Here is an 11,551-nt window from a genome sequence, read left to right as displayed (position 1 = left end):
AATGGTTATTGGGTAATGCCTAAAGAATAAACGAGAAAAAATAAAGCCCGTTTGATAACGGGCATTTTAATATCTTGGCATTTGTTGATCAATTATGCATGCCCAAGCATCAATCCCGCCCGTAAGGTTATATAGGAAGTTGGGATCAAAGCCATTTTCTGCTAAATAATAAGCAACATTTAGGCTTCGCCTGCCATGATGACAATAAATAACTATATCTATTTCGTCTGGGATTTTATCTAAATATAGCGGGATCATATTCATTGGAATATGCGTTGCGTGATTGATACTGCAGATGGCTACTTCATTGGGTTCGCGTACATCAAGTAAAAATAGATTATCTTGTTGCTTTAATTTTTGTACAAGTTCGGCCGGGGTGATTTCTTTTATTGTCATTATGTAAAGCTCATTAGAATAATTGTCAAAAAGTTTCAGGTAGGTATGTGTTTCAGTATAAAACTTAAATTTTAATTTAATTAATATCATCTGGCAATGATATTGCCAGATGATATTTTTACCACCTATACAGCTAATGCTTTGCTAATTTTTTCAAATAAATCTTTAGATAAATTTTCAATTTTTAGCAAGGCTTCAAGTGCTTTTCGCATCTGTTGTTGACGTTTTTCGTCATAACGTTTTAATCGAATCAGCGGATCGATGAGTCTTGCTGCAACTTGCGGATTTTTTTGGTTTAACTCTGTGAGGATTTCAACTAAGAATTGATAACCACTACCATCTTTAGCATGAAATGCCACAGGGTTATTATTTACAAAGGCACCAATTAATGCGCGGATGCGATTTGGATTACTGAGCGTAAATGAGCGGTGAGTTAATAATTTTTTCACTGTAGCAAGGACATTTTTATCTGGGCTTGTTGCGTTCAATGCTAACCATTTGTCCATAACAAGCCCATCTTGATGCCATTTATCATCAAAGTCTACTAATAGCTCAGTTCGACAATCAAGTTTAGCTTTTACCGCTACATTCAAGGCAGCTAAACAATCAGTCATATTATTTGCTTGATAATATTGTTGGCTAACTAATGTATTAGCGTGCGAATTGTCATCAGCATAGGCTAATAAAGTTAAACAACAGTTTTTAAGTGAGCGCTTAGCAATATCATTATGTTTAATTTGATATTGTAAAGTGTTATTGTGGTGATAAACGGCTAATAATTCATCATAAAGTTCGTTTGCAAACTGAGTTAGTAAAAACAGACGGACTTCATGAATAGCGATTGGATCAACCACAGTAAATAAATTAGCTAATTCGTTTTCAGATGGCAAGGTCAAGATCTGCGCAATAAGGAAAGGATCAGTATTTTCTGATAACAGTACCGCCCGAAATGCATCTAATACTGAATCAGGTAGCATTATTTTTTGATTTTCTTGATAATTTTTTACATTTAAACGAACATATTTTGCCAATAGCATTTGCGCTGCATCATAGCGGCTAAATGCGTTAGTCGCGTGCTGCATTAGGAAAATGAGATCATTATCTTGATAATCATAAGTCAACTTAACGGGTGCTGAAAAATTACGTAATAATGAAATGATCGGCTTTTCAGTCACGTTATCAAAAATAAATTGTTGTGTGCTCTGTGTTAAATTTAAAACATGGTGAATAGGTTGGCCTTGGTATTGCAATGTAATAACTTTGCCATCATGTTGATATAATTCAATATCAAGCGGGATATGTAATGCTTGTTTTTGATTTTGATCTTGTGTTGCTGGCGTATATTGCTCTACCGTTAAAGTATATTGTTGGTTTTTTTCGTCGTAATTATCGGTAACGGTTAGTTCAGGTGTACCTGATTGACTATACCATAATTTAAACTGAGTTAAATCGATACCTGAGGCATCTTGCATGGCTGCAACAAAATCATCACACGTTGCGGCACTGCCATCATGGCGTTTGAAGTAGAGTTTCATGCCTGCTTGAAATTTATCTTCACCTAACAAGGTATGCATCATACGAATAACTTCAGCTCCTTTTTCGTATACGGTGACTGTATAAAAGTTATTCATTTCAATGACTTGTTCAGGGCGAATAGGGTGAGACATAGGGCTGGCATCTTCGGCAAATTGAACGGTACGTAAAAGTTTTACATCTTCAATCCGTTTGACTGCACGAGATCCCATATCGGCGCTAAATTCCTGATCACGAAATACCGTTAATCCTTCTTTTAAACTGAGTTGGAACCAGTCACGACAGGTGACTCTATTACCTGTCCAGTTGTGAAAATATTCATGACCAATTACCCCTTCAATACCTAGATAGTCATCATCTGTTGCTGTTTGTGGTTTGGCAAGCACATATTTTGAATTAAAGATATTTAATCCTTTGTTTTCCATTGCTCCCATATTGAAAAAATCGACTGCAACGATCATAAAAATATCTAAATCATATTCAAGTCCAAAACGTGTTTCGTCCCAACGCATGGCATTTTTTAAGCTTGTCATTGCCCAGTGCGAACGATCTAAATTACCTTTATCAACATAAATTTCTAAATCAACTGTGCGTTTGGATTGCGTGATAAACTGATCTTTTAAAATATCAAAATCACCAGCAACTAAAGCAAATAAGTAGGCTGGTTTAGGAAAGGGATCTTGCCATTGTACCCAATGACGTCCATCAGCAAGTTCACCTTGTGCGATGCGATTACCATTTGAAAGTAGGTAAGGATAGCGTTGTTTATTGGCAGTGATGCGTGTTGAAAAGCGTGCAAGTACATCGGGTCTGTCAAGATAATAGGTGATATGACGAAATCCTTCCGCTTCACATTGAGTACAAAGTGCTTCGCCTGATACATATAATCCTTCAAGTGCGGTATTATCAATTGGTTTGATTTCGTTAACAATCGTTAAAGTAAACTCAGCGGGCACGTTTTGAATGATTAATCCTGTTTTCGTGATTTGGTAATCATGCCATGGTTGCTCGTCGATATTAATGGAAATCAATTTAAGGTCTTCGCCATCTAAAATTAAATCGCTCGCTTGCTGGTTTTTTTGAACGACGTGGCTACGAGCTGTTACTGTTGTTATTTCGGGCGCTAAATCAAAATCAAGATCAATGTCGGTAATAGTAAAATTAGGCGCTTTATAATCAAGACGGTTTTTTGCAATAGGTTGCGATTCAGGTGTTTTTGTATTCATGTTGTTATGACCTTTTGGTTTGGACTCAATTTATACGTTGTGCTAGTGAATATTATAGCCGATTAAAAACAATCTTATTACATAATTAATCTATATCTTCATTATTATTCTGCTATAATCTCTAGAATTTTCTTTAAAGTAATAGCATTAAATTTACATGTTACCAGCGATAATTACATCAATATTAGATACTGATGCTTATAAGTTGCATATGCAACAGGCCGTATTTCATCACTATCCTGAAGCAACCGTGGTTGCACAGTTTCGTTGTCGTAGTGATGATCTACTTGGGCAATATGCAGATCAAATAATACATCAAGTGAAATTAATGGAATCATTAGCGCTGTCTGATGATGAATTTAGCTATTTATCAAATATCTCCTTTTTTAAATCTGACTATTTAAATTGGCTTAAAAAATGGCGTTTCAATAGTAATTTGCTTACTATAAAAAATGAAGATGGGAAGCTTTCCATTACAATTAAAGGAAAATGGTTAGATGTCATTTTATGGGAAGTGCCATTACTTGCTGTTATTAGTGAGGTTGTCCATAAAGATCGTTCGCCAAATATTGGCGTTCCTGAAGCATTAGCAAGGTTAAAAGATAAATTAGCCTTGTTTAATGAAAAAACAGCTAATATGGATATGTCGGGTTTTAATTTAATGGATTTTGGTACTCGTAGGCGTTATTCGTTTGCGGTGCAAGAAGCTATTGTTAGTTATTTGAAATCGCATTTTAATAACTTTCATAGCACTAGCAATTATTTACTCGCCTATCGTTTAGGGCTTACGCCTGTTGGAACTCAAGCACATGAGTGGTTTCAAGCTCATCAGCGTTTAGCCCATAATCTTCAGGATTGCCAAATAAATGCACTTCAGGTTTGGTTAGATGAATATCCTCATGACTTGGGGGTGGCATTGACCGATTGTATTACAATGGATGCATTTTTACGTGATTTTGATTTATACTTTGCATCTCACTACCAAGGGCTTCGTCATGATTCGGGCGATTCAATTGAATGGGGCGAAAAAGCGATTGCGCATTACCAGCAGTTAGGCATTGATCCTAAAACAAAGTTATTGGTATTTTCAGACAGCTTAAATTTTGATAAAGCGATTAACATCTATCAGCATTTTAACCACCGCGTAAAATTATCTTTTGGCGTGGGTGGTTTTTTAGCTTGTGATATTCCCTCTAAAAATGCCAATACTAAAGCATTGAATATTGTGCTTAAATTAACGGAATGTAATAATCAATCCGTTGCGAAGCTATCAGATAGCCCTGGGAAAACGATATCTCAGGATTTAGATTTTATTGATGAATTAAAACGAACTTTTAGCGTTAAAATTTGATAATAATTCATATTTAACCTATGTTCATATTAGAAAATAGAAATCAGTAATCAAGATTTTATTATTCAAAAATTCCATTTTGCTATGGAATAACCGTTAGAATAGATCTGTATTACTTTAAAGATTACTTAAACAATTAATGTAGAGATGGATAATTAAAATGACTTCAGTTGCACCTATTGTTGATGTGTTACAAGGCAAAATTGCTGTTGGTAGCACAATTTCTGTTCAGGGTTGGGTAAGAACTCGGCGTGATTCTAAAGCAGGCATATCATTTTTAGCCGTTTATGATGGTTCTTGCTTTGATCCTATTCAAGCGGTTATTGAAAATAATTTACCTAATTATGAACAAGAGATCTTACGTTTAACGGCTGGGTGTTCGGTTAAAGTCACGGGTAAAGTGGTGGAATCACCAGGTCAAGGTCAGAAATATGAATTACAAGCAGCGCAAGTTACAGTATATGGCTTTGTTGACGATCCTGAAACTTACCCAATGGCAGCTAAACGTCACTCTATTGAATATTTGCGAGAAGTGGCTCATTTACGAGCAAGAACTAATATTGTTGGTGCGATAACGCGTGTACGCCATACGCTTGCACAAGCAATTCACCAGTTTTTTGATGAACGTGGTTTTTATTGGTTATCAACACCAATTATTACTGCATCAGATACCGAAGGGGCGGGCGAAATGTTCCGTGTTTCAACACTGGATATGTTAAATCTGCCTAAATCGGACAATGGTAAGGTTGATTTTGATAAAGACTTTTTCGGTAAAGAAGCTTTTTTAACTGTTTCTGGGCAACTAAATGCCGAAACTTATGCTTGTGCGCTTTCTAAAGTTTATACTTTTGGTCCAACATTTAGAGCTGAAAACTCAAATACCACTCGCCATTTAGCTGAATTTTGGATGATGGAGCCTGAAGTGGCATTTGCTGATCTCAATGACAATGCTAAACTTGCCGAAGATATGCTGAAATATGTGTTTAAAGCTGTGTTAGAAAAACGGGCTGATGATATGCAATTTTTTGCCCAGCATGTTGATAAAGAAGCAATCAATCGCCTTGAGAACTTTATTAATGCTGATTTTGCGCAAGTGGATTACACCGATGCTATTACCATTTTGCAAAACTGTGATGCTCAGTTTGAAAACCCTGTCAGTTGGGGAATTGATTTAGCCTCAGAGCATGAACGTTACTTAGCGGAACAACATTTTAAAGCACCAGTGGTTGTCAAAAACTACCCTAAAGACATTAAGGCGTTTTATATGCGTATGAATGATGATGGTAAAACCGTTGCAGCAATGGACGTTTTAGCACCGGGGATTGGTGAAATTATTGGTGGTTCTCAGCGTGAAGAGCGTTTAGATATGTTGGATAAACGAATGGAAGAAATGGGGCTGAAGAAAGAAGATTATTGGTGGTATCGTGACTTACGCCGTTACGGCACAGTGCCGCACTCGGGGTTTGGACTTGGTTTTGAACGCTTAATTGTGTATGTAACAGGTGTTCAAAATGTACGCGATGTGATCCCATTCCCAAGAACGCCACGTAATGCGAATTTTTAAGTTGATTAAATTCCCAACCAAAATTTGGTTGGGGGATAAAAATTAAAAAACTAGTTTTATGTGCAAAAAACAATCAAACAGGCTCATTTTTAGCCTTAGACATCACATTTAATGAAAAGTTCGCTTGATTTTATAAAAAATTTATACATAATTTACGATACTGTAAAAAGTAGATAAAAATAATAGATAAAAATATTATTTTTTGGATGAATAATTATTGTATGAAAATTGACACTAAACTAATGGAAAGTGTCTTTTTAGAAAATAACCATGAGGGTAAAAAATGAAACGTAATCTATTAGCAATCGCTATCCCTGCGCTTTTAGCTGCAGCTAGCGCAAATGCATCTATTGAAGTTTGGAACAAAGATGGTAATAAAGTTGACTTTTATGGTCGAGTAAAAGCAGCTAACAACATTACTGACCGTGGACAAGCAGGTGAAGGTGATGATACTTCTGCTCGTTTAGGTATGTCTGGTCAAACTCAGATTACTGATAGCCTAACTGGCTATGGCCGTTGGGAATACGAAGCGAAAGCTGGTAAAAATTCTAGCAACGAAGTACGTTATGCATTTGCTGGTTTAAATTTTGGTGATGCTGGTTCATTCGACTATGGTCGTAACGATGGTGTGTTAAAAGCAATCACAGCTTATACTGACGTATTACCACAATTTGGTGGTGATGCAGCAAACAACGATTGGAACGTGTTATCTGCACGTACTAAAGCTGTTGCAACTTACCGTAACAACAACTTCTTCGGTTTAAGTGATGATTTAAGCTTTGCATTACAGTATGCTGATAATGGTGATAACGCTGCAACTTATGATAGTAAACTTGCTAGCATAAAAGAGGATGCAGACGGTGATTTCGATGGATTTAGTGGTGAAAGCCGTGAAGCCTATGGTGCAAATGTCCAATGGCATATTTTTGATACAGGTTTAACTCTGGGGGCAGGTTATGCTCAAACAGCTGGTAAATCTGCGTACGAACCAGGTGAATTTAAAAGAGTCAAAACATGGACTACTGGTATCAAATATGATAATTACAACTTGTATCTAGCTGCTAACTACTTCCAATCTAAATTCAATACTTGGAATGATCGCACTGATGGTGAAAAATATAAAGATCCAAAAATCAAAGGTATTGAATTAGTTGCTCAATATGGTATTGATTTAGAAGTAGGTCGTTTAACGCCTTCTTTAGCTTATGTGCAACATAAGGTGAGCAATGTTGAAGATGATTTTTATGATGATGATCATAAAGAAGGTCGTAATTTCGTTAAATATGTTTCACTTGGTGCAACATATGATCTAAACAAAAACTTTAGCGCTATCGTAGAATATAAATTCAATCTACTTAAGAAATACGACATTGGTGCAGAAAAAAATACTGTTCGTGAGAGCAATGGTCGTCATCTATACAAACCAGGTACTAAGGACGTGTTAGGTGTTGGTTTAATTTACCAATTCTAATCTCTTGATATCTTATAAAAAGGCACTTAGGTGCCTTTTTTTTCGCCTGCTAAATGCTTTTCTTGTTAAAAACACATTTTATGTCTAAAAAAATCTACATCAAATATTAAAATATTTGTAAATTCGCAGAAATAATCTAGTTAACATTGTTAAATAGGCAATGAGTGCAATAAAATCTATTTGTTATCTAATAAAAATAGATATCACAGTAATAATATGATTGTTATTTATTGACAATTATTTATTAAAACAAGAGCAAAATAATTTGCGTCTTTAATAATATAAAATACCTACGAGGGTAACAAAATGAAACGTAATCTATTAGCAATCGCTATTCCTGCGCTTTTAATTGCAGGTACGGTAAACGCTTCTATCGAAGTGTGGAATAAAGACGGTAATAAAGTGGACTTTTATGGTCGAGTTTATGCTTTAAATTATATTACCGATCGTAATAACCAAACTGGTGAAGGTGACAAAACCACTGCGCGTTTAGGTATGTCAGGTCAAACACAAGTGACAGACAGCGTAACTGGCTATGGTCGTTGGGAGTACGAAGCCAATACTGGTAAAAATGCAGATAACGAAACGCGTTATGCATTTGCTGGTTTAAACTTTGGTGATTTTGGTTCATTCGATTATGGTCGCAATGATGGTGTGTTAAAAACATTAACGTCTTATACTGATGTTTTACCAGAATTTGGTGGTGATGCTTCAGATAATAATCTTTATGCATTAACAGCTCGTACAAAGGCCGTTGCGACTTACCGTAATTCAGATTTCTTTGGTTTAGTAAATGGTTTGCGTTTTGCTGTTCAATACGCGGATAATGGCGATAACAGCTCAACAAATCATTTCAACAAACAGAATAGTAATGCAAAACATGATAGTGCTGAAGCATGGGGTTCTGTTGTTGATTGGGATGTACTTGATACAGGTTTATCGGTTGGTGCTGGTTATGCACAAACGGGTGGTCATAAGGATGCTAAAACATGGTCAGCTGGTATCAAATATGATAACGACAACCTTTATTTAGCTGCGTTATATATTCAAGGTAAACAAAAATATGGTTGGGATAATGCATCGACGAATCACCGCGCTGATGATTTAAAAACCAAAGGTTATGAATTTGTTGCGCAATATGGTATTGACTTTGAAGTGGGTCGTTTAACCCCATCTGTTGCTTATATCCAACATAAAGTTAAAGATGCATCTCATTATTCAAATGATGCAGGGCTTAAAGGTAATGATGTAGCTAAATATGTTGATGTTGGTTTAACTTATGACTTTAACAAAAACTTACAAGCTATTATCGATTATAAAATCAACTTGTTAGATAAAGATGACATCGGTGCACGTCATGCTTTATATGAAGATGGCTCATTTACTAAATCACAAATCAATGGCACAACAAAAGACACAGTGGCACTTGGTTTAATCTACCAATTCTAATCTCTTTTGATATTGTATAAAAAGGCACCTCGGTGCCTTTTTTATTATTTGCTATCGATTAAATATCCCTTGCACTTTAATTAATAGTCTGTTAAAAAATCTAGAAAGATAATAATAAATTAGGATAACAATGATGCTTTATATCACACGTAAATTATCGGCTCAAAAAAATATTGCTTTAGTTGCTCACGATCATTTAAAGGATTCTTTATTAAATTGGTGTAAAAAAAATCGTGAAGAACTTTCTCGACATAATTTATGTGGTACAGGGACGACAGGCACATTAATAAAACAAGAAATAGGACTAAATATCACACCAATGCTAAGTGGCCCTATGGGGGGCGATCAGCAAATTGGTGCATTAATTGCAGAAGGTAAAATTGATATCTTAATCTTTTTTTGGGATCCACTTAATGCCGTACCTCATGATCCCGATGTCAAAGCGTTGTTACGGTTATCTACGGTTTGGAACATTCCCGTTGCTACTAATCAAGCTACAGCCAATGCATTGATCCAATCTTCTATTTTTACGCAAGAAGTTGACATTGAAATTCCTGATTATCAAAGCTATTTAGCGCAAAGAGTGAAGTAAATGCCAATACCATCCCAAATTCGTAAAACAGGCCGGCAAATACTTCTGCTTGATAATTTGTTTATTGTATTAGGGTTTTATGTGGTGTTTCCGCTGGTTTCAACCCACTTTGTTAACCAAGTCGGTTGGAGCGCTCTATTTGTTGGTTTTGCGTTAGGATTTCGGCAATTTGTTCAACAAGGCTTTGGGATTATTGGTGGTGCTATTGCCGATCGCTTTGGTGCAAAGCCTATGATTGTGGCGGGTATGTATTTACGTTGCGTTGGTTTTATCTCTATGGCGATTGCTAGCGAGCCCTGGTTATTATTACTTTCTTGTTTATTTTCAGCGTTAGGGGGATTATTGTTTGATCCTCCGCGAATGGGATTAACCATTAAATTTACCCGTCCACATGAGCGCGGTAAGTTCATATCGCTGTTAATGATACAAGATAATGCTGGAGCTGTGATTGGCGCTCTTATTGGCGGTATTTTAATTGATTATGACTTCCAGTTAGTGTGTTGGAGTGGTGCTTTTATTTTTTTCTTATGTGGGATTTTTAATATTTTCTTCCTGCCAGCTTATCACATTGCTATTGGCAAAGCTCCTATTATTAATGGCATGAAAATGGTTGTAAAAGACAAAAAATTTACTCGCTATGTACTTACGTTAACCGGTTATTATGTATTATGGGTGCAAATTATGTTGATGTTACCTTTAACAATCACAAGCGTATCAGGTAGCCCTAGTTATGTAAAATGGATGTATGCTATTCAAGCTGGTATTTCGCTTGCACTGCTTTATCCACTTGCTCGTTGGAGTGAAAAATATTTCAGATTAGATCAGCGTCTTAAATTTGGTCTATTTTTAATGTCATTTGCTTTTATTATCATAGGTTTTACATCACAATTAACAGTGCTATTATCACTGATTGCGTTATTTTATTTAGGAGCAATTATTGCAGAACCTGCCCGTGAAACTTTATCAACAATACTAAGTAATCCTAAGGCAAAAGGTAGTTATATGGGATTTAGTCGTTTAGGGCTTGCTCTAGGTGGGGTTCTAGGTTATACCGGTGCGGGTTGGTTATATGATATTGCTAAGCAAATGGGATTTCCACATCTTCCATGGATAGTGCTCACTACCATTGGGCTATTAACTTTAAGTTATCTACAATATCAATTTAAAAATGAGCCACCAATGCCACACGTTAAAATGAGGAAGATTGGCTAATTTCACCATCTTTAAATAAAATAGCCTCGTTAGTATTGAGCTTATGCCATGTTTCATTCGAAGTTAATGGTAGTGTAGAAATAATGGTAACGACATCATTCGGTGTTGTATGTTGTTGAAAGTCAATTTCGACATCTTCGTCCAGCAATTTTGCTTTGCCAAAAGGCGCTTTACGGGTTATCCAATGTAAATTGGTTGAGCAGTAGGCAAACACATATTGCCCATCAGACAGTAGCATATTGAATATACCAAGTTGGCTTAACTGATTGGCACATTGTTGAATAAAATTAAACAGCTCAAGATCATTGGTCGGTTTTTGCGAATACTTTTGATGTAGTTGATTTATTAAGTAACAGAAAGCATATTCGCTATCAGTTTCACCAATGGGTTGAAATAGCCCTGTATCTAAATGTTGGTAATCGGTTAATTGCCCATTGTGCGCAAAAGTCCAGTTCTTTCCCCATAGTTCGCGGGTGAATGGGTGGGTATTTTCTAGGGTAACACCGCCTCGATTAGCCTGGCGAATATGGGCTATCACGGCTTTAGATTTGATGGGGTATTCTTTCACCATTTTAGCAATAGGTGAATAGCTGCAAGGCTCGGGATCTTTAAATGTCCGGCAGCCTTTTCCTTCATAAAAAGTAATTCCCCAGCCATCTTTATGGGGACCTTTGTCCCCACCTCGTTTAATTAGGCTAGTAAAACTAAAGCAAATATCAGTTGGCACATTAGCGCTCATACCTAATAATTCACACAT

General features: G+C 36.1%; 9 protein-coding genes. 6 read left to right on the top strand and 3 right to left on the bottom strand.

From position 1 onward, the window contains the following. Positions 1–66 precede the first annotated feature (66 nt). Both ACYIAL_RS00890 and pepN read right to left on the bottom strand, forming a co-directional pair. Positions 67–396 carry a rhodanese-like domain-containing protein gene (locus ACYIAL_RS00890; protein WP_174795908.1) on the bottom strand — a complete coding sequence of 110 codons (330 nt, stop codon included), beginning with the start codon at positions 394–396 and terminating at the stop codon, positions 67–69. A 125-nt stretch (positions 397–521) separates the two neighbouring features. Next, entirely contained in the window at positions 522–3,155 is a 2,634-nt protein-coding gene (gene pepN, locus ACYIAL_RS00885) for an aminopeptidase N (protein ID WP_483750706.1), read from the bottom strand. Positions 3,156–3,312: 157 nt separating this feature from the next. Here pepN and pncB point away from each other — a divergent pair, with 157 nt between their 5' ends. The 6 genes from pncB (at position 3,313) to mdtH (ending at position 10,794) form a co-directional block, all read left to right on the top strand. Next, entirely contained in the window at positions 3,313–4,506 is a 1,194-nt protein-coding gene (gene pncB, locus ACYIAL_RS00880) for a nicotinate phosphoribosyltransferase (RefSeq protein WP_174795910.1), read from the top strand. Positions 4,507–4,666: 160 nt separating this feature from the next. After that, a complete protein-coding gene (gene asnS / locus ACYIAL_RS00875) occupies positions 4,667–6,070 on the top strand; it encodes an asparagine--tRNA ligase (RefSeq protein WP_174795911.1) in 1,404 nt (467 codons plus the stop codon). Positions 6,071–6,353: 283 nt separating this feature from the next. Further along, positions 6,354–7,541 (top strand): porin, encoded by a 1,188-nt coding sequence (locus ACYIAL_RS00870; protein WP_483750705.1) that lies wholly within the window; start codon positions 6,354–6,356, stop codon positions 7,539–7,541. Between the two features lie 306 nt (positions 7,542–7,847). Further along, entirely contained in the window at positions 7,848–8,990 is a 1,143-nt protein-coding gene (locus ACYIAL_RS00865; protein ID WP_483750704.1) for a porin, read from the top strand. Between the two features lie 133 nt (positions 8,991–9,123). Next, positions 9,124–9,582, top strand: a complete 459-nt coding sequence (locus ACYIAL_RS00860; RefSeq protein WP_483750753.1) for a methylglyoxal synthase — start codon at positions 9,124–9,126, stop codon at positions 9,580–9,582. Continuing rightward, a complete protein-coding gene (gene mdtH, locus ACYIAL_RS00855; RefSeq protein WP_483750703.1) occupies positions 9,583–10,794 on the top strand; it encodes a multidrug efflux MFS transporter MdtH in 1,212 nt (403 codons plus the stop codon). It abuts the gene before it with no gap. Here mdtH and ACYIAL_RS00850 read toward each other — a convergent pair. Further along, positions 10,772–11,551, bottom strand: a complete 780-nt coding sequence (locus ACYIAL_RS00850) for a class II glutamine amidotransferase (protein ID WP_483750702.1) — start codon at positions 11,549–11,551, stop codon at positions 10,772–10,774. The genes mdtH and ACYIAL_RS00850 overlap by 23 nt on opposite strands.

It is taken from the genome of Gilliamella sp. X-57, assembly GCF_057063565.1.
This window is presented reverse-complemented; position numbering and strand designations above follow the sequence as displayed.